A 23,263-nucleotide genomic window follows, 5' to 3' on the forward strand; every position below is an offset into this window, starting at 1 on the left:
GGACGGCGACCGTGCGCACACGATCACCTGAAATGTTAGCCGATCACCGGCCGGTCCGCGTGGTTCAGTGCTCGGCACGCTCCGGCGTCACCGTCAGGCTCTGCACCCGACCCGCCGCGAGGGGGGCGAGCCGGATCTCGATCCGCAGACGGCCGGCGTTGCCGGGCAGCCACCAGCGCAGGTGCGACGGCACCGAGGACTGCTCGTCGACCGGTGCGGCGGCGAGGTCTGCACCGACGGCGTGCGCGGACTCGAGCAGGGCGCGCCGTCGAGCGGTCCACGGGCGGTCGAGGGGGACGTTCGGCGTGCAGACGGCGGCGCCCAGGTCTGCCGCGCTGTCGTCGTCGACGGCCGGGTCGGCCCAGGCCTGCAGCAGCGTGGTGACGGCCCGACGCGCGGTGTGCGTGGCCTCCGTGGTCTGACGGACGCCCGGCGCGGCTGCTGATCCGCTCGTGGTGGTGGCGGCCGCCGGCGCCGCCGAATCGGCGTCGAGCGCCGCGGCGAGCAGCAGGTCGAGCGCCCGCTCGGCCGGCGCTGAGACCTTCGCCTGCGTGGCGTTCTCGAACGCGACCACGCCGAGGCCGTGCTCCACCGACCACCGGACGTGCGCGGAGAAGCCGGGGTAGCCGCCGGAGTGCGACACGATCTCACCCGCGCGGTCGTCCTGCTCCACGAACAGTCCGAACCCGTACGCCGTCGGTCGCTTCGCCGCGGGCACCACCGAGGACGGCACGATCCGCATCGCCTGCTGCATCGCGCGACGGTCCGCGGGGGAGACCGGCCCGTCCTCCGGCGCTGCGGTGGACGCCGACGCGAGGTACCGGGCCCACCGCGCCAGGTCGCGGACGGTCGAGAAGAGTCCGCCGATGGGCGAGAACGCGCCCGGCCCGGTCATCGGCTGCGGGGTCCACGACCCGTCGTCGTCGCGCTGGCCGACGACGACGAAACCGCGCGCCTCGGCGGCGCTGAACACGGTGTCGGTCAGTCCGAGCGGCCGGAGCACGCGGTCCGTCACCGCCCGGGCGTAGGGCGTGCCGGCTGCTCGGGCGATCGCGCGCCCGAGCAGGGCGTAACCGGTGTTCGAGTACGCGAACCGGGTGCCCGGGACGGAGTCGAACAGCAGCCCTGCCCGGAGGACGGCATCGAGGGCGTCGTCGTCGATCGACTCCTGCCGGTCCGCCCACGGGTCGTCGGTCGGCAGCCCGCCGGACATCGTCAGGAGCATCCGGAGCGTCGGCACCGGGGCGTCCGGCGACGGGAGGGCGACCTCGGCGAACGCGGGTACGGCGGTGGTGATCGGGTCGTCGAGGGCGACGGACCCCTCGGCGACCAGGGTGAGCAGCGTCGCCGCGGTCACGCTCTTGGTGCACGACGCGATCCGGTAGACGGTGTCGGCGTCGGGCGCGCTCCCGTCGCCTCGGTCACCGTGTCCTCCGGACGCGACCAGGCCCTCCCGGTCGAACACGCCCCAGACGCTGCTCGGCGCGACCCGGTCGGCGACCCGCGCGGCGAACAGGGCGTCGGCCTCGGCGAGCACGTCGCGCGGGACCGTCATGCGCGACGCATCTGGTCGTAGGCGTCCAGTGCACGTTGCCGGGAGGCCTTGAGGTCCACCATCGGCTCGGGGCGTTCCTCGTCCGCGGGGACCCAGCGCCGCACGTACTCCTTGTGCGGGTCGAAGCGTTCCATCTGCCGGTCGGGGTTGAACACGCGGAAGTACGGCGCGGCGTCGAAGCCCGAGCCCGCGACCCACTGCCAGTTGCCCGCGTTGTTCGCCGGGTCGGCGTCGACCAGGGTGTCCCAGAACCACTGCTCGCCGATGCGCCAGTCGACGAGCAGGTTCTTCACGAGGAAGCTCGCCGCGGCCAGCCGGACGCGGTTGTGCATCGCCCCCGAGTGCCAGAGTTCCCGCATGCCGGCGTCGACGAGGTCGAAGCCCGTCCGCCCGTACCGCCAGCGGTCGAGCTCGTCGTCGTCGACGTCACGCCACGGGAACGCGTCGAACTCGCGGCGGACGTTCACGGTCGCGATGTCGTCGCAGTGGAAGTACTCGTTCCAGTTGAACTCCCGCCACGCGAGCTGGCGGAGGAACGCCGGGGCCTGGCGGCGCTGCTCGGGCTCGAGCTCGCCGTGCAGGCGGTGCCACACCTGGTACGGGCTGACCTCGCCCCAGCGCAGGTGCGGCGACAGGTCGCTGGTCGCCGCCATCGCGGGCTCGTCACGCTGGTCGTAGTCCTCGAGCGCGTCGTGAACGAACTGCTCGAGCTTGCGGTGCGCCCCCGCCTCGCCGGGCTCCCACGCGTCGCGGAGGCCGCCGGCCCAGTCCGGCTCCGTCGGCAGCAGGGCCCAGTCGTCGAGGTCGTCGGAGTCCACGTCCGCAGGAGCGGGCAGGTCGCGCGGCTTCGGCAGCGGGTGCCGCGGTTCGGGCATGGCCTGTGCCGCTCGCCAGAACGGGGTGAACACCTTGAACGGCTCGCCCTGACCGGTGAGCACCGTCCACGGCTCCCAGAGCAGGTTCGCCGCGAAGCTGTGGGCCTCCGTGCCGTCGTCCGTCAGGGCGCTCTTGATCCCCGCATCGAGATCGCGCTCGACCCTGCCGTACCGACGGTTCCAGTAGACGGCGTCCGCCCCGGCCTGCGCGACCACCTCGGGGATCACCCGCGCGGCACTGCCACGGCGCAGGACGAGCCGCGAGTGCCGGGACCGCAGTTCGGCGTCGAGGGCGGCGAGGGAGTGGTGGAGCCACCAGCGGCTCGCGGCGCCGACGGGACGGATGCCCGCGGACTCCTCGTCGAGCACGACCACGACGGTGACCGGGCCGCCGTGGTCGATCGCGGCACGGAGCGCCGGGTTGTCGCCGAGCCGGAGATCCTCGCGCAGCCAGACGACCGCGCCGCTCACGCGGACACCGCCTCGGACGGACGGGGACCGGTACCGCCGGCTGCGGTGCGCAGCTTCGTGCACAGCTCCGTGAGGGTGCGGAGTTCGTCGTCGTCGAGTCCGGCTCCGACCTGGTCGGCGATGGTCTGCGCGTGCTGCACCGCCACCGAGCGGTAGACGTCGAAGCCGTGTGCCGTGAGGGCGACGATCACGCCGCGCGCATCCGACGGGTCGGGTTGCTTCTCGACGATGCCGCGCGAGGCGAGGCGGTCGACCAGGCGGCTCACGCTCGGCTGTGTCAGGAGCAGGTGACCGGTCAGGTCGCGCATCCGGCAGCGTCGTCCGGGCTGCGTCGACAGGTTGAAGCAGACGTCGTACTCGTTGAAGGAGATCTCACCGCCCGGGAAGTCGGTGTTGAGTGCGCGCATCACGGTCACCTGTGCCCGGAACAGGGCTTCCCAGGCCGCGACGGCGGTCGCCTTGTCGCTGCGGCGTACGTCGTCCACGGTCGTCGTCCCTCCGGTCGTACGGTCGGTCCACACTACCGAGGGGCGTGTGACACCGGTCGGGTCGCGGGGGACAGCGGACCGGGCCGGGACGTGACGAGGGCCGGTCGCCTTCTGAGCGACCGGCCCTCTCCCTTGCACCAAGAGTGTCCTGCAATCACATTCCGCAGGCGGTGCCACAGCAAACACTGCCTGCGACTCCGACTGTATAACGGCGAGGTAACGGCGCGCCAGCGTGTCCGGGCTCCGTTCGCTGCGAGTTCGCCGAACGTCGTCGGAGCAGATCAGAAGAGGTCGGGCGACGGCGTCGAGGCGTAGCGCACCGCGACGTCGGCGTGCCGGTCGAAGCGGTAGCCGACGCCGCGCACGGTCCGCACGATCTCCTCGAACGCACCGAGCTTCGAGCGCAGCCGACGCACGTGCACGTCGATGGTGCGCTCGTTCGGGGTCTCGTCCTCGTCGTCGGACCACAGGCCCTCGATGATCGCGGCACGGTCGACGGTCTGGCCCTCGCGCAGCACGAGGAACTGCAGGAGCTCGAACTCCTTGTAGGTCAGGGGAGCGGCTTCGCCGTCGAGCGTCACGCGCTTCCGGGAGATGTCGATGACGACACCGGTCTCCTCCGGCTCGGGCTTCTCGGCCTGCTTGCGGGCGGCCACGGCGGAGCGGTCCTGCAGCGCGAGACGGACCACGTCCACGTCGCGGCCCCCGGACCCCTCGGCGGCGACGGCGACGGCGGCGTAGGTCTCCGACGACGGGACGAGCTGGGCGGTGAGGGCCTTGAGCTGCTCTACCACGGCCGCGAGGCTCGTCCCGGCGGCAGCGGCCGCGGCCTCGTCGATGCCGACGTAGAGCGCGAAGCCACGCGCCTCGGTGCCCTCGGGGAGCGCCCGGTTCCGCTGCGGTGCGACGACCGGGCTCGTCGGGATCCCGCTCGGTACCGGCGGGGCGACGGGCGTGCGACGCGGACGGATCGGCGTGACCGTGCCGAGGTCGGTCGGCACCGTGGTGGCGGGACGGAGGGCGGTGCGGGGCTGGGGGATCGTGAGCGACATGGCGGTTCTCCGGGCGGGGCTGCGGTGCGGTGCACCGTGCGGTGTCGAGTGCGTCGGTCCGGGTACGGCTGATCGCCGTGTCGCCCAGCGGTCCTGCGGTGGACCGGGGCCTCCCGGGAGGTACGGGTGGTCTGCGCTCCGACGGGACGCGGTGTGGGGGCGTCGCCGAGGTGCTGTCGCCCGGGGATCACACGCGCGCGACCGGGGTGGTGTCGCGGGGGATCCGGCTGGAACGGGTACCGATCAGGCACACATTCGACAACGCATGACCGCCGACGCCGGCATCATGGTGCCGGCGTTCCCCAGGGCCTCGGAGAGGACTCGGGAGGACACGGTTGCAGTCATGGGACGAGTATCCGCGGTATACCAAGGCGCTGTCAACCGTCCGCACGGACGGTGACGAGAGCGGACAGCCGGTGGTCGGGCGGACCCCGCTGCCGGACGGGAGGCGCGCTGCCGGCACGCCACGGGCCTCCCGTCCGCCGTCGCGTGGGCGGGGCGCGGTGCGCGTGACGCGGTCTGCGCGCGAGACGCCGCTTCTCGCGCGAGACGCCGCCCTTCGCGCGAGACGCACCCGGAAGCGGCGGTGTCTCGTCGAGTCGGCGGCGTCTCGCGACGACGACACCGTCCCGCGCGAGCGCCGAAGACGCGAGACGCCCCCGTCGACACGGCCGGAGCCGGGTCGACGGGGGCGTCGGGGGAGCGGGTGCTACTCGGCCAGGCCGTACAGGCGGTCGCCCGCGTCGCCGAGACCCGGGACGATGTAGCCGTTCTCGTCGAGCTTCTCGTCGAGGGCGCCGAGGACGATGCTCACGTTGCGGTCACCGACGGCCTGCTCGACGGCGGCCAGGCCCTCGGGTGCGCCGAGGATGCAGACGCACGTGACCTCCTCCGCGCCGCGGTCGAAGAGGAAGTCGATGGCGGCGGCCAGCGTGCCACCGGTCGCCAGCATCGGGTCGAGCACGAAGCACTGCCGACCGGACAGGTCGTCGGGCAGGCGCTCCGCGTAGGTCTGCGGCTCGAGCGTGTCCTCGTTGCGGGCCATGCCGAGGAAGCCGACCTCGGCGGTGGGGACGAGCTTGACCATGCCCTCGAGCATGCCGAGCCCGGCGCGCAGGATCGGCACGACGAGCGGACGGGGCTTCGCGATCGCGACACCCATCGTGTGCGCGACGGGGGTGTCGATCGGCGTGGCGGTGACCCGGACGCTGCGCGTGGCCTCGTAGGCGAGCAGCGTCACGAGCTCCTCCGTCAACGCACGGAAGGTCGGGGAGGGTGTGGTCCGGTCGCGGAGCACCGAGAGCTTGTGGGTGATGAGCGGGTGGTCGGCGACGTGGACTCGCATGGTGTCGAGCGTACCGTGCCGATGGGGCAGGATCGACGCGTGGAGCACCCAGCCGGACGACCGTTCACCGCGGCGATGGACCGAGCGCTCGACGAGGCGCGTGCCTGCCTGTCGACCGGGGACGTGCCGGTCGGTGCCGTCGTCCTCGACGCTGCGGGCGAGGTCGTCGCGGTCGGCCGGAACGAACGCGAGGCCCGGCAGGACCCGACCGCCCACGCCGAGGTGCTCGCGCTGCGGGCGGCGGCCGAGGCGACGGGGGACTGGCACCTCGCCGAGCACACCCTGGTCGTCACGCTCGAGCCGTGCCCGATGTGCGCCGGTGCCGCACTGGCCGCGCGCGTGCCGAGGATCGTGTTCGGTGCCTGGGACCCGAAGGCCGGGGCGAGCGGCAGCGTCTACGACATCGCGCGGGACCGGCGGTTGCCGCACCGTGCCGAGGTCGTCGCGGGCGTGCGCGAGCAGGCCTGTGCCGACCTGCTCGATGCGTTCTTCCACGAGCGCCGCTGACGGCCCTGCCCGGACGGCTCTGTCCGGACAGGCCTGCCTCGACGGGCCTGCGCTCAGTCGGCGGCGCGGATGACGATCGCTTCGGTGGGCGGCCGCGGCCCGGTCCGGAGGACGTCCGGCTCGACGTAGATCACGCGGGCGACCGGCACCGCGGCGCGGATGCGCTGCTCGACGGTGTCGATGCCCGCGGCCACGTCGCCGAGCCGACGGTCCCCGTCGACCGCGACCTTCATGCCGACCATGAGCTCGTCCGGCCCGAGGTACAGCGTCTTGAGGTGCACGATCGACTCGACCTCGGGACCGTCGAGCACGGCGGCCCTGATGCGCTCCACGTCGGCGACGCTCGCGCCCTCGCCGACGAGCAGGCTCTTCGTCTCGATGCCGAGCACGACGGCGACCGCGATGAGGAGCAGGGCGATGAGGACCGTGCCGATCGCGTCGAACACCCCGTTGCCGGTGAGCACGGTGAGCCCGACGCCGAGCAGTGCGAACACGAGACCGGTCAGCGCCGCGGTGTCCTCCAGCATGACCACGGGGAGCTCCGGGGCCTTCGCCCGACGCACGAACTGCACCCACGACTGCGAGCCCTTGTGCGGACGGGCCTCGCGCAGGGCGGTGCGGAGCGAGAAGCCCTCGAGGCCGATCGCGACGACGAGCACGGCGACGGGGAGCCACCAGTTCGTGATCGGGTGCGGGTCGGCGAGCTTCTCGATGCCCTCGTACAACGAGAACACGCCGCCGATGGTGAACAGGATGATCGAGACGACGAACGCGTACACGTACCGTTCGCGGCCGTGGCCGAACGGGTGCTCCTGGTCGGCTGCGCGGCGGGCACGGCGGCCGCCGAGCAGGAGCAGGAGCTGGTTCGCGGAGTCGGCGAGGGAGTGCACGCCCTCGGCGAGCATCGCGGCGGACCCGCTGATCGCGGCCGCGACGAACTTCACGATCGCGATGCCGACGTTCGCGGCGAGTGCGGCGACGATCGCCCTCGTGCCTCCCGAAGCGCTCACGGGTGTCCCTTCTCCCTGCCGTGCACCGGGCCCGCACCGCAGGCGGCCCCCTGACGGACCGATCCTAGGCGTGGGCGCTGGGTAGGGTCGGGACCATGACGATCGAACTGCCCCGCACCGCCATGCTCGGCGTCGGCTCCATGTCCGGCAGCGTCCTCGAGGGACTGCTCGCCGCCGGCCTCGACCCCGCGACCGTGACGCTCACCACCCGGTCCGGAGCGTCGGCGGCGGCATGGCGCGAGCGTGGGCTCGAGGCGTCGGCGACGGAGACCGACCCGGACGCGAACCGGCAGGCCGTCCGCGGGGCCGGGCTCGTCGTCCTCGGGGTCAAGCCCTACATGATCGGCGAGGTCCTCGACGAGGTCGCCGCGTCGCTCCACCCCGGTGCGGTGGTCGTGAGCGTCGCGGTCGGCACCACGCTCGCCTCGATGGAGGCGCGTGTCCCGGCGGGCGTCCGTGTGGTCCGGGCGCTGCCGAACACCCCGATCGGCGTCGGCCACGGGGTCACCGGTATCAGCGCCGGGTCCACGGCCGACGACGACGCGGTCGGGATCGCCTCGAGCGTGTTCGCCGCGTCCGGACAGGTCATCGAGGTGCCGGAGTCGCAGCTCGACGCCCTGTCCGCCGTCTCCGGATCGGGGCCCGCGTACGTGTTCCTGCTCGTCGAGCAGTGGCAGCAGGCCGCCGAGGCGCTCGGGTTCACCCCGGAGCAGGCCGCGACGATGGTGCAGGGGACCGTGCGGGGAGCCGTCGAACTCCTCGCCGCGTCCGGGCGGGAGCCCGCCGACCTGCGCCGCGCCGTCACCAGTCCGAAGGGCACCACCGAGCGCGCGGTCGCCGTCCTGCAGGAGGCCGACCTCGCCGGCACCTTCACCCGCGCGTCGCGCGCCGCGATCGCCCGGGCCGAGGAGATCGCCGCGTCCTGACCGCGGGTGCCGGTCGGTCCGTCCGGCGTGACCACGGGACGGACGGGAGGCCCGTGGCCGTGTCCGCCACGGGCCTCCCGTCCGACGTCGGGTCGCTACTCGAGCGCGGCGAAGCGCTCCAGGTCGGTCTCGGTCCCCGAGACGATGATGACGTCGTCCTCGCCGATGACGCTGTCCGGGGTTGCCGGCACGAACGCCCTGCCCGGCGACTTGATGCCGAGCACCGTGAGGCCGTGCCGGGTCCGGATGACGGTCGTGGCGAGGTCCTTGCCGCGCACGGCGCGCGGCGGGAACATCTTGACGACCGCGAAGTCGTCGTCGAACTCGATGAAGTCGAGCATCCGACCGGACACCAGGTGCGCGGTCCGTTCGCCGGCCTCGCGCTCCGGGTACACGACGTGGTTCGCCCCGATGCGGGACAGGATCGTGCCGTGCGAGCGGCTGACGGCCTTCGCCCAGATCTGCGGGATGCCGAGGTCGACGAGGTTCGAGGTGATGAGCACGCTCGACTCGAGGTGCGACCCGACGGCCACGACCGCGATCGCGAAGTCCTGCGCGCCGATCTGCCGCAGGGCGTCGATGTCCGTCGCGTCCGCCTGCACGGCGTGGGTGACGCGGTCCGACCACTTCTGGACGAGGCCGGCGTCGGTGTCGACGACCAGGACCTCGCGGTGCTGGCGCTCGAGCTGACCGGCGGTGGCGGCGCCGAAGCGGCCGAGGCCGAGGACGAGCACGGGGGCGTCGTGGCTGACGGCTCCGGTGACGGGGTGGGGTGCGCGACGGTCGGCGCGGGGACGGCGGTCAGCCAACGATCGGCCTCTCCTCGGGGCGGCGGAACAACTGCCGGCTCTGGCTTGCGGCCAGCGCGGCGGCGATGGTCACTGTACCGACCCGGCCCAGGAACATCGTGGCGGCGAGGACGTACTTGCCCGCCTCCGGGAGCTCGGCGGAGATGCCGGAGCTCAGGCCGCAGGTCGCGAAGGCGGAGATGACCTCGAAGAGCACGCGGTCGAGCGAGTCGCCGGTGATCTGCAGCAGGACCACGGTCATGACGGCGACGATCGTCGCCCCCCAGAGCACGACCGCGACGGCGACGCGCAGGACGTCACCGGGGATGCGGCGCCCGAACGCCTCCATGCCCTGGCGCCCGCGGGCCTCGGCGACCGCGGCCAGGAAGAGCACCGCCAGCGTCGTCACCTTGATGCCGCCGGCCGTCGACGCCGAACCGCCACCGATGAACATGAGCATGTCGGTGACGAGCAGGCTGGCGCCGTGCATCTGCTCGACGTCGATCGTGGCGAACCCGCCGGACCGCGTCATCGTCGAGAAGAACAGCGCCTGGAACGCGGTGTGTCCGGCGCCGGCATCCCCCAGCGTGCGGGGGTTCGAGGCCTCGAGCGCCGTGTAGACGACCGCGCCGAGGACGAGCAGCACCGCGCTGGTGGCCAGCGTGAGCTTCACGTGGATGGGCCACCGCCGCGGCGTGCGGAACTGCTTGGTGACGGCCCGGATCACCGGGAACCCGATCGAGCCCGCCACGACCGCGACCATGAGGAGCGACAGGAACCAGTAGTCGTTCGCGAAGGGGGTGAGCCCCTCGGCGTTCGGCGAGAAGCCCGTGTTCGTGAAGGCCATCGCCGAGTAGTAGAAGGCGTCCCCGACGGCGGTCCAGAACGGGTAGCCGGCGGCGAGCGTGGACGGCAGCAGGAGCACGCCGATCGCGATCTCGATCGTCAGGGTGCTCACCGCCACGGTGAGCAGGAGCGTGCCGACCTCCCCGAGCCGCACGGCCTGCCCCTCGGGGACGGCGCCGGAGTGCGTGCGGAGCGGGTTCGAGTCGCCGGCGGCGATGAGCTTGGCACGGAGCCCCAGCCGCCGTGTCACGACCAGGCCGAGGATCGAGGCGAAGGTGAGGACGCCGACGGCGCCGATCTGGGTCCCGACGACGATGAGCACCTTGCCGAAGACCGACCAGTGCGTGGCCATGTCGACCGTCGCCAGCCCGGTCACGCAGACGACCGACGCCGCCGTGAACAGCGCGTCCGCGAAGTGCGTCGGGGTCCGGTCCGCAGCCGCCCAGGGCGTCATGAACAGGGTCGTGAAGATGAGGATCAGCGCGACGAACACCAGGATCGCGAGCCGCGACGGCGACGACCGGAGGACGCCGAGGGCACCGTCCAGACGCCGTCTCACCCCGCTCGTCGGCGTGTGCCGGTTGAGCGGCTCGGTGCGGTCGAGCATCCTGTGCCTCCGGAGCCGTGGGCAGGTCAGCGGTCATGGTACATGCGTACGGGTCCGGCTAGCCTTGCCGCATGGCCGACATCTTCACCGTCGTGGCGGACCCGACCCGGCGCGAGCTGCTCGGGGCGCTGCTGACGGCGTACGGCTCGGACGCCACCGGCGGCGAACTCAGCGTCGGGCAGCTCGTCGAGAAGATCGGCGTCAGCCAGCCGACCGTGTCGAAGCACCTCCGCGTCCTGCGCGACCACGGTCTCGTCTCCAGCCGTGAGGAGGGCCAGCACCGCTTCTACCGGCTCGACCCGGAGCCGCTCGTCCGGCTCGAGGAGTGGGTCGTCCCCTTCACGGGAGCGGTCGACGCAGACGGTACCCCGGCGACGACCTCGTGGACGCTCGACGGGCAGCCGGTCTCGTTCCGCCGGACCGGCACCGCAGCGCGGTCCACCGTCGAGGTCGGCACCGAGCTGGGTCGCGTCATGGCGGAGGCCTCGCACCGAGCGACCGCCGCGTTCTCGGGTGCGCAGCAGGGCTGGGAGCGTGTCGTCGACCGCAGCCGGAAGCGCTTCACGCGCCGCGGTGAGGACGACTGACCGACCGGTGGGAGACCCCTCGCGCAGCACGGTCGAGCGTCCGCTCGGAGTCTCCTGGACACGTGGTCCCACGCGCCCCTACACTCGCCCTTGACCACACTGGTCACACCGACCCCGCGCGATCCGCGGGTACCCGAAGGCGGACCATGACCGGCAGTTTCGACGACGTGCGCTTCCTCACCGTCGCTGAGGTGGCCGAGATGATGCGCGTCTCGAAGATGACGGTGTACCGCATGGTGCACGCGGGAGAGCTCCCCGCGATCCGGTTCGGCCGGTCCTTCCGCGTCCCGGAGTCGGCGGTCGCCGAACTCCTGCGCGGCGGCATCGCCGACGTCGGCTGAGATCGGCCCGGCGCGCGCCCGTTCGACAGGACCGCTGCGCTCCGCTAGACTCGGCCGGGTTGATTTTCCGCGGTCTCTTCGGGCCCGGTGTCCACACATCTGCATCGTTCCGAGCGAGGTCCACTATGGGTTCTGTCATCAAGAAGCGTCGCAAGCGCATGGCGAAGAAGAAGCACCGCAAGCTCCTTCGCAAGACGCGTCACCAGCGTCGCAACAAGAAGTAAGTCCAGTACTTGCACCCGAAGCCCCGGTCCGCCGGGGCTTTCGTGTTCCCGGGCGCGTTATCGTGGGGGACATGCCCGCCGTGACGTTCCTGACGAAGCCCGGCTGCCACCTCTGCGACGACGCCCGTCCGGTCGTGGAGCAGGTCGTGGCCGCCCACCCCGGTGTCACCCTCGAGGAGCGGTCGATCCTCGACGACGACGCGCTGCGCGAGGAGTACGCCGAGGACATCCCGGTCGTCCTCGTCGACGGCCGGGTCCACAGCAACTGGCACGTGGACGCCGACCGGCTGCACGGTGCCCTCGAGAAGGCAGAGAAGGCCGAGGCCAGCGCATGATCCACCACGTCGTCTCCTGGACCGTCCGCGAGGACCTCGACCGCACCGCGACGATCGAGCACGTCCGCGAGCTCCTGACCGGGCTCGTCGGCACGATCGGCTCGATCCGGTCGCTCGAGGTCGTCGACAACGTGGCCTACCCGGGGAAGAACCAGGACCTGGCCGTCGTGGCGACGTTCGACGACCTGGCCGGTCTCGACGAGTACCAGTTCCACCCGGACCACCAGGCGGCGGCAGCGGAGATCCGCGAGCTCGTCACGGGGCGGGCGGCCATCGACTGGGAGAGCTGACCCGCGCCTCCCGGCCCGCACGTGACGACGGCCACCCGCCTGTCGGAGGGTGGCCGTCGTCGTCGGTGGTGACTACGGGGTCAGGCGCGTCGGTCCGCGGAACAGGTAGGTGACCTCGCGGATGGACGGCTCGTGCAGGGCGAGCATGAGCACGCGGGCGAGGCCCATGCCGAAGCCGCCGTGCGGCGGGACGCCGTAGCGGAAGAAGTCGAGGTACCAGCCGAGCTCCTCGGGGTCGAGGCCCTTCTCGACGGCCTGCGCCTCGAGCACGTCGACGCGGTGCTCACGCTGGGCACCCGTGGAGATCTCGGCGCCGTTGAACAGCAGGTCGTAGCTGTTCGTGAGCGTCGGGTCGTCGGCGTGACGCATGTGGTAGTACGGGCGGATCGAGGCGTCGTAGTCCGTGACGAACACGAACTCCGAGCCGTGCGTCTCCTTCGCCCAGGCGCTGACGCGACGCTCGCCCTCGGGGTCCAGGTCGCCGTCCGCCCGCACGACGTCGTGTCCGCTGTCGGCGACGATCTTCCGGGCCTCGGCCAGGGTGACGCGGGGGAACGGAGCGGTCGGGACGACGAACTCGAAGCCGAAGACCTCCTCGATCTCCTTGCCGTACTTGTCCTTGACGGCGGTGAAGCCGGCGACGAGGAGCTCCTCGTGCATCGCCATGACGTCGGCGTGCGACTCGACCCACGAGATCTCGGCGTCGACGCTCGTGAACTCGGTGGCGTGACGGCTCGTGAAGGACGGGTCCGCGCGGAACGCGTCCGCGATCTCGAACACCGCGCCGAAGCCGGCGGGCTGCGCCATCTGCTTGAAGTTCTGCGGGGACTGCGCCAGGTAGGCGGTGGTCTCGAAGTACTCGAGCTGGAAGAGCTCGGCGCGCGACTCGGACGCCGACGCCATCAGCTTCGGGGTGTGGATCTCGATGTAGTCACGCTCGACCCAGTACGTGCGGAACGCGTGCTCCAGCGTCGTCTGGATGCGGAAGATCAGGTTCTGCTTGCGGTTGCGCAGGTCGAGGAAGCGCCAGTCGAGACGCTTGTCGAGCGAGGAGTCGTCCGCGATGGGCGTCTCCGGCTTCGCGGCGCTGACCACCTCGAGCGAGCCGACCTTGACCTCGAGCCCGCCGAGCTTCACGCGCTCGTCGTGCTTCAGGGTGCCGCGGACGTGCACGAAGGTGCCGTGCGCGAGCCCGGAGACCTCGTTCGTGACGGTGAGCCGGGCCTGGGCGTCGTCGTCGCCGTCCTCGGCCTCGCGCGTGGCGGGGTTCACCAGCTGCGCGGCGCCGGTCTCGTCGCGGAGGACGACGAACTGGACCTTCTTCTGGTCGCGGACGGTCTCCACCCAGCCGGCGACGGCAACGGGGCCGTCGGGGAGGGCGGCGAGGTCGGCGATGCGGGTGCGTTCGATCACGGTCGTCGAGTCTACGGCCTCCTCCACAGGTGGGGTCCCGGTCCGTTCTCTCCACAGCGTCGGCCGGGAGGCGTGGTTCGGCCCCGGCACGTCCGTAGCGTCGTCCGTGTGGTCGGGTCGCGAGTCGAGAGGGGATCCCGGATGACGGCAACGGGAGCGGGGCTCGCGGCCTGGCCGCCCGTCGCGGTGGCGGCGGTGGTCGCGGCTGCGGTCGGGTCGGTGCTGACGTTGGTCGGCGCGGCCGTGGGAGGCGTCTGGGCGCTGGTGCGGTGGCGGCGGGACGTCGGGCGCGAGGAACGCGACCGGGCCTGGGCGCGGTTCGTGTGGACGGTCGACCAGGTGTGCGACGGCGACGTCGGACGGGCCGAGGTCGGTCGGTTCAGCGCTCGGGCGATGTCCAGAATGCAGATCCTTCGCGCCGATGACGCCGCGATCGGCAAGATCGTGCTCGACCTCATCACGGAAGGGAACGCAGATGGCAGTGGAAGACCCGGTGGTCGCGCTCATCGAACGCGATCGTGACGAGTGGCGGCAGTTGATCCGACGGCAGTACCGCTTCCGACCCTGGGAGGCACGACGGATCATCCGGGTCCACGACGACCTGCTCCGGTGGCGCGATGAACTCCGGGCGGCACAACGGGAGCGGGCGCGGCTCATCGAGTCCGGTGAGCTGCAGGTCGACCGGTGACCGAGCGGTGTCTCCGGCTTGCCGGGTGTCGTCCGGGGCTCAGGGGAGCGTGGCGCGCAGCGTGCTGAGCGTGCCGATGAACTCCTCGGCCATGCCGGCCCGTTCGACGAGCTTCGCGTGCCGGGCGCGGGCGTCCTCGAGCGACGCGTCGAGGCGGGCGGCGAGTGCCGGCTGGTCCTCGGGTCCGGCGTCGGCGAGGGCGTCGACGACGCGCAGGAGCTCCGCCATCTCGTCCAGCGAGAACCCGAGCGGCTTCATCCGACGGATGACGAGCAGTCGCTCGAGGTCCTGCGCCGTGTAGACCCGGAACCCTCCGGTGGTCCGTCCGCTCGGCACGAGCAGCCCGACCTCGTCGTAGTGCCGGATCGTCCGCAGGGACATCCCGGCGCGCTCGGCGAGCTCACCGATGTGCATGGTGTCGCCCGGCGTCGGGGCGGGGGAGTCGATCGCGTGCACGGGAGCCATGGTGGCAGACCGCCGCGCGAGATCGCTCGGAGTGCACGTCTGCCCGGCGCAACCCTCCCCTCACGTCAGGGTATGGTCGCTGGCGATGTCCCTCGCACCGCTCGCCCCCGCGGCACCCACCGTCCTCACCGCGCTCCGGTCGCCCCGGCTCCTCACCCGTGAGGTCCTGGCCGGCGTGGTCACGGCGCTCGCCCTCATCCCCGAAGCCATCTCCTTCTCGGTCGTCGCCGGGGTCGACCCGGCCGTCGGCCTCTTCTCGAGCGTCGTCATCGCGGTGGTCATCTCGATCGTCGGCGGGCGACCCGCGATGATCTCGGCCGCCGCCGGATCGGTCGCGCTCGTGATCGCTCCGCTCGTGCGCGACCACGGCGTCGCCTACCTCGTCCCCGCGGTGGTGCTCGGCGGTGTGGTCCAGCTGGTGCTCGGCTTCCTCGGGGTGGCCCGACTGATGCGCTTCATCCCGCGCAGCGTCAACGTGGCCTTCGTCAACGCGCTGGCGATCCTGATCTTCACGGCGCAGTTGCCCAACCTCCTCGGCGACGACGTCCCGTTCGTGGTCTGGCCGCTGACGGCGCTCGGCATCGGCATCATCGTCGCGTTCCCCTTCCTGACCAAGGCCGTCCCCGCGCCGTTGATCGCGGTCGTCGTGGTCACGGCGATCACGATCGTGTTCGGGGTCGCGGTGCCGACGGTCGGCGACGAGGGCTCCCTGCCGACCGCGCTGCCCGGGTTCGGCGGCATCACGGTCCCGCTGTCGCTCGAGACCCTGCAGATCATCGCGCCGTACGCGTTCGGGGTTGCGATCGTCGGCCTCATCGAGACGCTCCTGACCGCGCAGCTCGTCGACTCCCTGACCGAGACCCGGTCCAGCGGCTGGCGCGAGTCGTGGGGCCAGGGCATCGCCAACATCGCCTCGGCGTTCTTCGGCGGCACGGGTGGCTGCGCGATGATCGGCCAGACCGTGATCAACGTGAAGACCGCCGGCGCCCGGACCCGGGTGTCGACCTTCACGGCGGGCGCGGCGGTGCTCGTCCTGACCATCGTGCTGCACGACCTCGTCGCGCAGATCCCGATGGCGGCCCTGACGGCCGTGATGCTCATGGTCTGCGTCGCGACCTTCGACTGGCACAGCGTCCGGCCCCGCACGCTCGGGCGGATGCCGCTCGGCGAGACGGCGGTCATGGTCGTGACCGTCGTGGTGGTCGTCGTCACCCAGAACCTCGCGACGGGTGTGCTGGTGGGCGTGGTCGTCGCGGCCCTCGTCTTCGCCCGTCGCGCGGCGCACGTCGTGTCCGTGGTGCGCGAGCCGGTCGACGAGCGCACCGTGCGGTACCGCGTGCACGGTGCCCTGTTCTTCGCGTCGTCCAACGACCTGGTGACGCGGTTCTCCTACGCCGAGGACCCGGAGCGGGTGATCGTGGACATGTCGGGCGCGCACGTGTTCGACGCCAGCACCGTCGCGGCACTCGACGGCGTGGAGCAGCGGTACGCGCGGCACGGCTCGACCGTCGAGGTCGTGAACCTGAACACCGGGTCGGTGGCACTGCACGGCCGACTGACCGGACGGCTGGGCTGACGGCAGCGACCGGGCAGAGCCGAACGGTCGCAGGGGCTGAACGGTCGCACATCCGGTGAATCCGCTGTGGGGCGGGTGATGACGGTGGAGCGACCTAGACTGGAACCCATGCCCGCGACACGGATCCACCTCGTCCGGCACGGCGAGGTCCACAACCCGGGGCGCGTGCTCTACGGCCGGTTGCCCGGCTTCGGGCTCAGCGAACTCGGCGCCCGGATGGCCGGTGCATCGGCGACCGCCTGGCACGACGCCGGGGTCGACGTCCGACGGATCGTCGCGTCGCCGTTGCAGCGCACGCAGGAGTCCGCCGCGCCCTGGGCCGCCGCCTACGGGCTCGAGGTCTCGCTCGACGAGCGCCTGATCGAGCCCACGAACCGCTACGAGGGCCAGCGCCCCGGCTTCACGAAGCGCTCCATCGGACGCCCTGCGGAGTGGCCCTGGATCGCGAACCCGTTCCGGCCGAGCTGGGGCGAGGCCTACGAGTCCATCGCGAACCGCATGCTCGCCGCGGTCGCCTCCGCCTGGGAGAGCGTCGACGGCGGCGACGTCGTCCTCGTCAGCCACCAGCTCCCCATCTGGACCGTGCACCGCAAGCTCGCGGGGGAGCCGCTCTGGCACGACCCGCGCAAGCGTCGGTGCGACCTGTCCAGCATCACGACCCTCGAGCGTGTGCCCGCCACCTCGTCCGGTCGCTTCACCGAGGTCGGGTACGCGGACCCCGCGCAGTCCCTGCGTGCGTCCGCGGTCGACGAAGGAGCAGTCTGATGTCCGCACGCAGCCGGATCGCCGCCGTCGCGGCCTCGGCGGTGATCGCAGCCCTGGCGCTCGCCGGGTGCTCGTCGTCGAACGACGACCTGTCCCGCCAGTACGGCAGCGGCACCACCCAGAACTACATCTCCGGCACCGGTGCGGTGACCGAGGTCGCGACGGACGAGCGGAGCGCCCCGGTCGACTTCACGACGAAGGACACCGACGGCGACACCGTCTCGGCGGAGGAGCTCCGCGGCAAGGTCGTCGTGCTCAACTTCTGGTACGCCGGCTGCCCGCCGTGCCGGGCCGAGGCGAAGTACCTCAACCAGGTGCACGACCAGTACGCCGACGACGACGTGGTCTTCGTGGGCGTCAACGTGCGTGACGAGGAGGGCACGGCGGCGGCGTTCGAGCGCACCTTCGGCGTCGACTACCCGACCGTCCTCGACGCCCGCGACGGCACCGTGCAGCTCGCGCTGTCCGGGCAGATCGCTCCGAACGCCGTGCCCGCCACGATCGTCCTCGACAAGCAGGGCCGCGTCGCCGCCCGCGTCCTCGGCGCGATCGACGGCAAGAGCATCCTGCAGACCCTGGTCAGCGACGAGCTCGACGGCAAGGCGTCCTGACCCGTGCCCGGCAACCCCTTCGCGGACGCGATCCTGAGCGGCCAGATGCTGGTCGCGTTGCCCGTGGCAGCACTGGCCGGACTCGTGTCGTTCCTCTCCCCGTGCGTGCTCCCGCTCGTACCGGGCTACCTCGGGTACGTCGGCGGGATCGCCGAGGGTGGGCAGCGCCGCGGTCGGGTCGTGCTCGGCGTCGTGCTCTTCGTGCTCGGCTTCACCGCGGTGTTCGTCGCCTACACGACGGTCTTCGGTGCGCTCGGCTTCTGGCTCGTCCGGTGGCGTGACCTCATCACGCAGGTCCTCGGTGTCGTCGTGATCGCGATGGGCCTGGTGTTCATCGGACGCTTCACCTTCCTGCAGCGCTCGATCAAGCCGTCGTGGACCCCCGCGACGGGCCTGGTCGGGGCGCCGCTGCTCGGCATCGTGTTCGGCCTCGGCTGGACCCCGTGCCTCGGGCCGACGCTCGCAGCGATCAACCTGCTCAGCGTGCAGTCCGGCAGCGCGTGGCAGGGCATGTGGCTCGGCGTCGCGTACTGCCTCGGGCTCGGCATCCCGTTCGTCCTCGTCGCGCTCGGCGCCGGGTGGGCGACCGGCGCGATCCGCATCGTGAAGCGTCACATGCGCACCGTCAACATCATCGGAGGAGCGATCCTGATCGTCATCGGTCTGCTCATGGTCACCGGCATCTGGTCGGCCGTCATGTCGAGCCTCGGGGCGGTGATCCAGAGCTTTGTCCCCGCGGTCTGAGCGCGACACCACCCCCGAGCAGTCGGGTAGCGGACCGGGGTCCGCGGACGACGTGTCCGCGGGCGCCGACCCGATGCGGCCGTCCGACCACGTCGACAGTGCCGCACCGGCCCCCGGAGCGGACGACGGCCCGACGCAGCCGAAGCTCGGGTTCGTCGGCTACGTCCGCTTCTTCTGGCGGCAGCTGACGAGCATGCGCACGGCGCTCTTCCTGCTCATGCTCCTGGCGCTCGCGGCGATCCCGGGATCCCTCGTGCCGCAGCGCACCGCCGACCCGAACGGCGTCGTGCAGTACAAGGCGGACCACCCGCAGCTCTTCCCCGTGCTCGACACACTGCAGGTCTTCGACACCTACACCTCGGTGTGGTTCTCGGCGATCTACCTGCTGCTGTTCGTCTCGCTCATCGGGTGCATCGTCCCGCGCACGAAGCACCACTGGCAGGCGCTCCGGACGCGACCGCCGAGGACGCCGGTGCGTCTCGGCCGACTCGCCGGCTACCGGTCCGTCCCGGTCGAGGCGGACGCGACCACGAGCCTCCCGTCCGTCGACGAGGCCGTGACGCGCGCGGCGGCACTGCTCAAGCGGTCCGGCTACCGGGTCGAGCGGTTCGGCGACTCCGTGAGCGCGGAGCGCGGGTACCTGCGCGAGACCGGCAACCTCGTCTTCCACGCGGCGCTCGTCGGCGTGCTCGTGGCGGTCGGCCTCGGCGGTGGCTTCAGCTACACCGGGCAGCGACTCCTGGTCGAGGGGCAGACGTTCTCGAACGTCCTCGGCTCCTACGACTCGTTCAACCCCGGCCGCTGGTTCCGGCAGACCGACCTGCAGGGCTACAACCTGACGCTCGACAAGTTCACCACGACGTACGAGGAGAAGAACCTCGACGCCCTCGGCCAGGCACTGGACTACTCGGCGACGGTGACGAGCCGCGAGAAGGGCCAGGAGCCGAAGACCGGTCGCATCGGCGTGAACGACCCGCTGTCGGTCGGTGGCACGAACGTCTACCTGCTCGGCAACGGCTACGCGATGCAGGTCACGATCCGCGACGGCAAGGGGAACGTGGCGTTCCAGGACGTCGTGCCGTTCCTGCCCGAGGACGCGAACTACACGTCCACCGGCGTCATCAAGGTGCCCGACGCCTCGCCGTCGCAGCTCGGGCTCGTCGGGTTCTTCTACCCGACGGCGTCGAAGCTGTCGACCGGCGCGTTCGCCAGTGCCTACCCGGACGCGCAGAACCCGCTCCTGACCCTGCAGGTGTACCGCGGCGACCTCGGTCTCGACAGCGGCGTCCCGCAGAGCGTGTACTCGCTCGACACCAGCGGTCTCGAGCAGATCGCCGGGCGGCAGTCGACGACCCCGAGCATCGAGCTGAAGCCCGGTCAGACGAAGACCCTGCCGGACGGTACCGGCTCGATCACCTTCGACGGCGTGAAGCGCTACGTCTCGCTCGACGTGCACCACGACCCCTCGCAGGCGTTCGTCGCCGGGTTCGCGGTGCTCGCGGTGCTCGGCCTGCTCACCTCGCTGTTCGTGCCCCGCCGCCGCGTGTGGGTGAAGGCGGTCCCGCGCCGGGGAGCCGAGCACGGCGAGTACGACCTCGAGTACGCCGGTCTGGCGCGCGGCGAGGACCCCAACCTCGAGCGCGCCGTCGACGACATCGCCAAGAGGCACCTGTCGGACCTCGGAGTTAGGATCCCTGCGTGAACCCGGACATGACGACCAACCTCGCGACCTACTCGGTCGTCCTGACGTACTCCGCGATGGCGGTCTACGTCATCGCGTTCATCTCGTTCGCGCTCGACATGGCGAAGCGGTCGGGTCAGGTGGCGTCCGCCTCGGCTGCTGCGCCGACAGCGCCCGCCGCGCGCACCGTCGCGACGGTGCAGGGCGGGACGGTCGTGCTCGAGAAGGTCGAGGCCGACCGGGGTCGCCCCGGCGGCGGCGGGACGAAGTTCGAGCGGGTCGGCATGGCGATGACGATCCTCGCGCTCGTGCTGCACGTCGGTGCCACGGTCCTGCGCGGCATCGCGGCCGACCGTGTCCCGTGGGGCAACATGTTCGAGTTCTCGCTCACGGGCACGGCGCTCATCACGCTGATCTTCCTGCTCGTGCAGCTCTGGCAGAACCTGAAGTTCCTCGGTGTGTTCATCACCGGTCTGACGATCATCCTGCTCGGCATCGCGACCGTGAACTACTGGGTGCCCGTCGTGCCGCTCCAGCCCGCGCTGCAGTCGTACTGGTTGGTCATCCACGTCTTCGTCGCGATCGCCGGGACGGGCTTCTTCGCCCTCGGCGCCGGGCTCGCCGTGGCGCAGCTCGTGCAGACGTACCGCCAGGGTCGTCCCGCGTCGAAGCAGCTCCGCTTCATGGAGACGCTCCCCGACGCCGAACGGCTCGAGGTCCTGACCTACCGCGTGCTGCTCGTCGGCTTCGTGCTGTGGACCTTCACGCTCATCGCGGGTGCGGTCTGGGCCGAGCGCGCCTGGGGCCGGTACTGGGGGTGGGACACCAAGGAGGTCTGGACCTTCATCATCTGGGTGGTCTACGCCGGGTACATCCACGCGCGTGCGACCCGCGGGTGGCGCGGTGCGCGGTCGTCGTGGCTGGCGCTCATCGGGTTCGCCGCGGTGATGTTCAACTTCTCGGTCGTCAACGTCTTCTTCAAGGGCCTGCACAGCTACTCCGGCCTGTGAGGCCGACCGGGCGTCGCTGCGGCGGCGACCCCGGGACGGACGGGAGGCGCGGTGCCATCGGGCACCGCGCCTCCCGTCCGTCGTGTCCGGGCGTTCCTGCCTCGCGTGAATGCGCACGATCTGTCATGCTCGGCGGTCGAGGCCGACGAGTCTCGCCCGTCCGGCGGACGTGAGCGGCACGTCCTGCGCGCTCGTCGCCGCCCGGACACCGTTCGGTCGGTTGCTCCCTCGTCGTCGCCCGCGGCAGCCCGGTCTACGCGGCGGCGAGCAGGGCGTGGACGCGCTCCAGCCGCGCGAGCCACCACGCCGTCCGCTCCGGCGATGCCGCGTTCCGCTCCAGCAGCTCCCGCGACACCTCCGCACGGCGGACCGGCACCCGACCGCCGACCGGCAGCAGGGGCGTGTCGGTGACGTCCGTCTCGAACATGGCCGCCGTCCCGAGCCCGGCGGCGTAGCCGGGGCTCATCGCCGCCGCCGCGAGGAACGCCCCGGTCCCGAGCCCCACGGACGTGTCGAGCGCACTCGACACGACGCACGGCAGCCCCGCCTCGGCCACGATCGCCCGTGCCGCGGTGACCCCGCCGAGGGGCTGGGCCTTCACGACGAGCACGTCCGCCGCCCCCGCACGGGCGACGGCGAGCGGGTCCGAGGCCCGGCGCACGCTCTCGTCCGCGGCCACGGGCACGTCGAGTCCCGCGATCCGGCGTCGGAGCTCAGCGAGTTCCGGCACCGACCGGCACGGCTGTTCGGCGTACTGGAGTCCGTACGGCGCGAGTCGTTCGAGGGCCTCGACGGCCTGGTCGACGGACCAGAGCCCGTTGGCGTCCACCCGGACGGCCGCTCCCGGCCCCATCACCCGACGGACCTCGGCGACGCGGGCGACGTCGTCGTCGGTGCTCGTGCCGGGCTCGGCGACCTTGACCTTCGCGGTCGTGCAGCCGGGGTAGCGGGCCAGGAGGTCGGCGACCGCGTCCGGTCCGACGGCGGGCACCGTGGCGTTGACGGGCACGGCGTCAGCGGCGGGGTCGTGCTCGGTCCACCCGAAGTCGATCGTGCTCCGGAGCCACGCGGTCGCCTCCCGGTCGTCGTACTCGACGAAGGGCGAGAACTCGGTCCACCCGGTGGGTCCGCGGAGCACCAGGGCCTCGCGGACGGTGATGCCGCGGAAGCGGACGCGCATCGGGAGTGCGACGACGTGGGCGTCGGCGGTCAGGTCGGCGAGATCGGGGAGCACACCCCATCCTCGCGCACGGGCAGGTGCGGTGCCCGGACGCGGTGGGCGGCAGGGGCTGGTCGCGCGTCCAGCGCTCCCGCCGGTTCCTCGGAGCCGACCGCCAGGGCCGGGCACTAGCATGCACCGGTCGGCCCAGCGCCGGCGTCGTCACGGACCACCGTGGCGCGTCCGTGAGGGGACCGAGGAGAGGGAGGGCCGGTGGCGTCGGATCCGCAGCAGCGCGCAGCCGCGCAGCGTGCAGCAGCGCAGCGTGCGGCCGCGCAGCCGACCGCGGCCCAGCGCGCGGCGGCCCAACGTGCCGCAGCCCAGCGCTCGGCAGTGCAGCGCTCCGGTGCCCCGCGACCGGCGGCGCCGCAGCGCGCCGCCGCCCCCGGGACGACACAGCCGACAGCGAGCGCCGGGAGCCGGTCCGGTGACACCGGCGACTTCGAGCGGCTGATGCAGCGGAACACCGTCGACGCCCGGGCCCTCGAACGGTCCGCCCGGCGGCGTCGGAACCCGATCGTCGGTAAGATCGCGCTCGGGCTCGCCGTCGTCTCCGCCGCGGTCGACGCGAGTGCGTTCGCGGTCTTCATGGGCGGCGACACCACCTTCGCGTTCGGCATCTGCTTCGTGGTGGTCTTCCTCACCCTCATCGCTGCGGTGCTCGGTTTCATCGCCGCGGTCGGGTCGTTCGGCCGTTGGTACGGCGCGATCGGGGTCGTGCTCGCCTTCTTCGCGAACCCGGTCATCCTCATCGTGCTGCTCGTCGTCCTCGTGCCCGAGGCCCTCTCGGGCACCTAGCGCGGGACGGGACGGCTCCACGGCTGGCTTCGGGCGCGGGCCGGCG

The 23,263-nt window shown here is 72.0% G+C and carries 27 protein-coding genes; 16 read left to right on the forward strand and 11 right to left on the reverse strand.

Features of this window, described 5'->3' with window-relative positions:
* Positions 1–64 precede the first annotated feature (64 nt).
* From ACH0A8_RS02255 to upp, 5 genes are all read right to left on the reverse strand, one after another.
* Complete coding sequence (locus tag ACH0A8_RS02255) at positions 65–1,555, reverse strand: serine hydrolase domain-containing protein (protein WP_406906358.1); 1,491 nt, start codon at positions 1,553–1,555, stop codon at positions 65–67.
* A complete protein-coding gene (locus ACH0A8_RS02260) occupies positions 1,552–2,901 on the reverse strand; it encodes a deoxyribodipyrimidine photo-lyase (protein ID WP_066655310.1) in 1,350 nt (449 codons plus the stop codon). The genes ACH0A8_RS02255 and ACH0A8_RS02260 overlap by 4 nt, the downstream gene beginning before the upstream one ends.
* On the reverse strand, positions 2,898–3,386 hold the full coding sequence (locus ACH0A8_RS02265) for a MarR family winged helix-turn-helix transcriptional regulator (RefSeq protein WP_066658477.1): 489 nt from the start codon (positions 3,384–3,386) through the stop codon (positions 2,898–2,900). The genes ACH0A8_RS02260 and ACH0A8_RS02265 overlap by 4 nt, the downstream gene beginning before the upstream one ends.
* A 284-nt stretch (positions 3,387–3,670) precedes the next feature.
* The gene (locus ACH0A8_RS02270) at positions 3,671–4,441 is read right to left on the reverse strand and encodes a winged helix-turn-helix domain-containing protein (RefSeq protein ID WP_144411342.1); all 771 of its coding nucleotides are present in this window, start codon (positions 4,439–4,441) and stop codon (positions 3,671–3,673) included.
* Positions 4,442–5,150: 709 nt separating this feature from the next.
* Positions 5,151–5,786, reverse strand: a complete 636-nt coding sequence (gene upp, locus ACH0A8_RS02275; RefSeq protein WP_066655308.1) for a uracil phosphoribosyltransferase — start codon at positions 5,784–5,786, stop codon at positions 5,151–5,153.
* 75 nt (positions 5,787–5,861) lie between these two features.
* On the opposite strand from upp, the gene ACH0A8_RS02280 reads away from it, so the two are divergent.
* Entirely contained in the window at positions 5,862–6,293 is a 432-nt protein-coding gene (locus ACH0A8_RS02280; protein WP_251159653.1) for a nucleoside deaminase, read from the forward strand.
* A gap of 53 nt (positions 6,294–6,346) precedes the next feature.
* Here ACH0A8_RS02280 and ACH0A8_RS02285 read toward each other — a convergent pair whose 3' ends face one another.
* Positions 6,347–7,303 carry a cation diffusion facilitator family transporter gene (locus ACH0A8_RS02285; protein ID WP_066655306.1) on the reverse strand — a complete coding sequence of 319 codons (957 nt, stop codon included), beginning with the start codon at positions 7,301–7,303 and terminating at the stop codon, positions 6,347–6,349.
* A 95-nt stretch (positions 7,304–7,398) separates the two neighbouring features.
* Here ACH0A8_RS02285 and proC point away from each other — a divergent pair, with 95 nt between their 5' ends.
* Positions 7,399–8,229, forward strand: coding sequence for a pyrroline-5-carboxylate reductase (gene proC, locus ACH0A8_RS02290; protein ID WP_251159589.1), 831 nt, complete (start codon positions 7,399–7,401; stop codon positions 8,227–8,229).
* Between the two features lie 95 nt (positions 8,230–8,324).
* On the opposite strand, the gene ACH0A8_RS02295 is transcribed toward proC, so the two are convergent.
* Entirely contained in the window at positions 8,325–8,963 is a 639-nt protein-coding gene (locus ACH0A8_RS02295; protein ID WP_066655303.1) for a TrkA family potassium uptake protein, read from the reverse strand.
* A gap of 67 nt (positions 8,964–9,030) precedes the next feature.
* Positions 9,031–10,470, reverse strand: a complete 1,440-nt coding sequence (locus ACH0A8_RS02300) for a TrkH family potassium uptake protein (protein WP_066655299.1) — start codon at positions 10,468–10,470, stop codon at positions 9,031–9,033.
* A 71-nt stretch (positions 10,471–10,541) separates the two neighbouring features.
* On the opposite strand from ACH0A8_RS02300, the gene ACH0A8_RS02305 reads away from it, so the two are divergent.
* The 5 genes from ACH0A8_RS02305 to ACH0A8_RS02325 all read left to right on the forward strand — a co-directional run bounded on the left by ACH0A8_RS02305 (position 10,542) and on the right by ACH0A8_RS02325 (position 12,247).
* Complete coding sequence (locus ACH0A8_RS02305) at positions 10,542–11,057, forward strand: helix-turn-helix transcriptional regulator (protein ID WP_066655298.1); 516 nt, start codon at positions 10,542–10,544, stop codon at positions 11,055–11,057.
* 146 nt (positions 11,058–11,203) lie between these two features.
* On the forward strand, positions 11,204–11,398 hold the full coding sequence (locus ACH0A8_RS02310) for a helix-turn-helix domain-containing protein (protein ID WP_058729786.1): 195 nt from the start codon (positions 11,204–11,206) through the stop codon (positions 11,396–11,398).
* 125 nt (positions 11,399–11,523) lie between these two features.
* Positions 11,524–11,622, forward strand: a complete 99-nt coding sequence (locus ACH0A8_RS02315; protein ID WP_003792170.1) for a 30S ribosomal protein bS22 — start codon at positions 11,524–11,526, stop codon at positions 11,620–11,622.
* A gap of 71 nt (positions 11,623–11,693) precedes the next feature.
* On the forward strand, positions 11,694–11,957 hold the full coding sequence (locus ACH0A8_RS02320) for a glutaredoxin family protein (protein WP_066655297.1): 264 nt from the start codon (positions 11,694–11,696) through the stop codon (positions 11,955–11,957).
* Positions 11,954–12,247, forward strand: coding sequence for a Dabb family protein (locus ACH0A8_RS02325; protein ID WP_066655295.1), 294 nt, complete (start codon positions 11,954–11,956; stop codon positions 12,245–12,247). Before ACH0A8_RS02320 ends, ACH0A8_RS02325 begins: the two co-directional genes overlap by 4 nt.
* Before the next feature lie 72 nt (positions 12,248–12,319).
* Here the strand turns inward: ACH0A8_RS02325 and aspS are convergent, their stop codons facing one another.
* Positions 12,320–13,660, reverse strand: coding sequence for an aspartate--tRNA(Asn) ligase (gene aspS / locus ACH0A8_RS02330; protein WP_209685038.1), 1,341 nt, complete (start codon positions 13,658–13,660; stop codon positions 12,320–12,322).
* A 141-nt stretch (positions 13,661–13,801) separates the two neighbouring features.
* Between aspS and ACH0A8_RS02335 the strand changes: the two genes are divergently transcribed.
* Both ACH0A8_RS02335 and ACH0A8_RS02340 read left to right on the forward strand, forming a co-directional pair.
* Positions 13,802–14,182, forward strand: coding sequence for a hypothetical protein (locus ACH0A8_RS02335; RefSeq protein ID WP_271825239.1), 381 nt, complete (start codon positions 13,802–13,804; stop codon positions 14,180–14,182).
* Positions 14,136–14,348, forward strand: coding sequence for a hypothetical protein (locus ACH0A8_RS02340; protein ID WP_251154607.1), 213 nt, complete (start codon positions 14,136–14,138; stop codon positions 14,346–14,348). Before ACH0A8_RS02335 ends, ACH0A8_RS02340 begins: the two co-directional genes overlap by 47 nt.
* 39 nt (positions 14,349–14,387) lie before the next feature.
* Here the strand turns inward: ACH0A8_RS02340 and ACH0A8_RS02345 are convergent, their stop codons facing one another.
* Complete coding sequence (locus tag ACH0A8_RS02345; RefSeq protein WP_235426653.1) at positions 14,388–14,762, reverse strand: MerR family transcriptional regulator; 375 nt, start codon at positions 14,760–14,762, stop codon at positions 14,388–14,390.
* A gap of 136 nt (positions 14,763–14,898) precedes the next feature.
* Between ACH0A8_RS02345 and ACH0A8_RS02350 the strand changes: the two genes are divergently transcribed.
* The 6 genes from ACH0A8_RS02350 (at position 14,899) to ccsB (ending at position 21,200) form a co-directional block, all read left to right on the forward strand.
* The gene (locus ACH0A8_RS02350) at positions 14,899–16,389 is read left to right on the forward strand and encodes a SulP family inorganic anion transporter (protein WP_066655289.1); all 1,491 of its coding nucleotides are present in this window, start codon (positions 14,899–14,901) and stop codon (positions 16,387–16,389) included.
* 108 nt (positions 16,390–16,497) lie between these two features.
* Positions 16,498–17,154 (forward strand): histidine phosphatase family protein, encoded by a 657-nt coding sequence (locus ACH0A8_RS02355; protein WP_066655287.1) that lies wholly within the window; start codon positions 16,498–16,500, stop codon positions 17,152–17,154.
* Complete coding sequence (locus ACH0A8_RS02360; RefSeq protein WP_066655286.1) at positions 17,154–17,765, forward strand: TlpA disulfide reductase family protein; 612 nt, start codon at positions 17,154–17,156, stop codon at positions 17,763–17,765. The genes ACH0A8_RS02355 and ACH0A8_RS02360 overlap by 1 nt, the downstream gene beginning before the upstream one ends.
* Before the next feature lie 45 nt (positions 17,766–17,810).
* Positions 17,811–18,509 carry a cytochrome c biogenesis CcdA family protein gene (locus ACH0A8_RS02365; protein WP_251159651.1) on the forward strand — a complete coding sequence of 233 codons (699 nt, stop codon included), beginning with the start codon at positions 17,811–17,813 and terminating at the stop codon, positions 18,507–18,509.
* A 73-nt stretch (positions 18,510–18,582) separates the two neighbouring features.
* The gene (locus tag ACH0A8_RS02370; protein ID WP_066658460.1) at positions 18,583–20,211 is read left to right on the forward strand and encodes a cytochrome c biogenesis protein ResB; all 1,629 of its coding nucleotides are present in this window, start codon (positions 18,583–18,585) and stop codon (positions 20,209–20,211) included.
* Between the two features lie 8 nt (positions 20,212–20,219).
* Positions 20,220–21,200: a c-type cytochrome biogenesis protein CcsB gene (gene ccsB / locus ACH0A8_RS02375; protein ID WP_144411449.1), complete on the forward strand. Its 981-nt coding sequence runs from the start codon at positions 20,220–20,222 to the stop codon at positions 21,198–21,200.
* A 253-nt stretch (positions 21,201–21,453) separates the two neighbouring features.
* On the opposite strand, the gene ACH0A8_RS02380 is transcribed toward ccsB, so the two are convergent.
* Positions 21,454–22,434, reverse strand: coding sequence for an o-succinylbenzoate synthase (locus tag ACH0A8_RS02380; RefSeq protein ID WP_406906364.1), 981 nt, complete (start codon positions 22,432–22,434; stop codon positions 21,454–21,456).
* Positions 22,435–22,632: 198 nt separating this feature from the next.
* On the opposite strand from ACH0A8_RS02380, the gene ACH0A8_RS02385 reads away from it, so the two are divergent.
* Positions 22,633–23,217, forward strand: coding sequence for a hypothetical protein (locus tag ACH0A8_RS02385; protein ID WP_406906365.1), 585 nt, complete (start codon positions 22,633–22,635; stop codon positions 23,215–23,217).
* Positions 23,218–23,263 lie beyond the last annotated feature (46 nt).

It is taken from the genome of Curtobacterium sp. 179-B 9B NHS (genome assembly GCF_045370965.1).
In the GTDB taxonomy this organism is placed as follows: Bacteria; Actinomycetota; Actinomycetes; order Actinomycetales; family Microbacteriaceae; genus Curtobacterium.